This is a genomic window from Sphingomonas sp. SRI_018 (genome assembly GCF_057586275.1).
In genome coordinates this window covers 1-1,229 of sequence record NZ_JBYCZO010000013.1, presented here as the reverse complement: position 1 = coordinate 1,229, position 1,229 = coordinate 1, and the positions used below count along the sequence as shown (strand labels likewise).

1 protein-coding gene is annotated in these 1,229 nt (G+C 61.9%); it reads left to right on the top strand.

Going from position 1 to position 1,229, the window contains the following annotated elements:
• Positions 1-936 (top strand): IS110 family RNA-guided transposase (locus AC2YHA_RS19480; RefSeq protein ID WP_487402978.1); only part of this gene is annotated, 936 nt, incomplete at its 5' end.
• Positions 937-1,229 lie beyond the last annotated feature (293 nt).

The following is a 1,229-nucleotide window of genomic DNA, read 5'->3' as shown; positions in this document are numbered from 1 at the left end:
GTTCTATTCAACCGGATGGTCTCGCGCGCGAAGCTCGAGACAGTTCTGCGCGAGCAGCCACCCTGCATTGTCGCGATGGAAGCGTGCGCAACGAGCCACTTCTGGGGACGGTTCGCGCAAAGACTCGGCCACGAGGTGCGGTTGATCCCGCCGATCTACGTGAAGCCGTTCGTCAAACGGCAGAAGAACGATGCGGCGGACGCGGCTGCGATCGCCGAAGCCGCCCTTCGGCCGAACCTGCATTATGTGGCAGTCAAGAGTGCCGAGCATCAAGCCCGGGCAGTCGCATTCCGGACCCACCAGTCCTTTGTCGGGCAACGCACCCAGCTAATCAACGCCATGCGGGGACATCTTGGCGAGTTCGGGCTGGTCGTTGCGCAAGGGCCGACAGGTCTAAAGACCGTCGCCGGCATGATCGACGACGATGCGATCGAACTTCCCGACTCTGTGCGCGATATCGTTCGCCTTTACCTCGACCAGATCGCAGCGCTTACGCAAAAGATCGATGAACTGCACTTCAAGCTGCGCGCCGCGACTAAGGTGGACGACGCGATGCGGCGGCTGTGCACGGTCCCCGGTGTTGGCCCGGTAACGGCGGGTGCGATCATGGCGTTCGCGCCGGATCTGCGCACCTTCGCTAGCGGACGCAACTTCGCCGCTTGGCTCGGGCTAGTCCCGCGACAGCGCTCGACCGGCGGCAAAACCCGGCTCGGCGGGGTCAGTAAAATGGGCCAGGCCGATATCCGCAAGCTGCTGATCGTGGGCGCCATGAGCCGGATCCGATGGATCGTGCGCAAGGGCGTGTTGCCCGACAACTGGCTCGGACGCGTGTTGGGGCGCAAGCCTCGCATGGTGGCGGCGGTCGCGCTGGCCAACAAGATGGCGCGCATGATCTGGGCGATGATGACTCGGGAAGAGAATTACCAGATGGCGTGAGCCGCTCGCCTTCAACCAAAGGCAAAGCGGAACGCGCTTAGGGGCCCAAAGCCCCGGCAAGGAGATCGACAGACGATTATGCGGCAAGGACTTCAATGTTCAGGACGTGGAAACCAGTCCCGGGGCGCGAGCATCAAAGCTCTCTGAACCGATGTGGACCTCGTTCTTCGAACTGCATACCGGCCCATGGCGAATATCAGGCCACACCAAGAGGCCTGACACACGAGCGATAGAAGCGCCAAGCCGTCATAACTGTCCGAAAATCACCTTGCAAAACTGGGGGCATCCACACA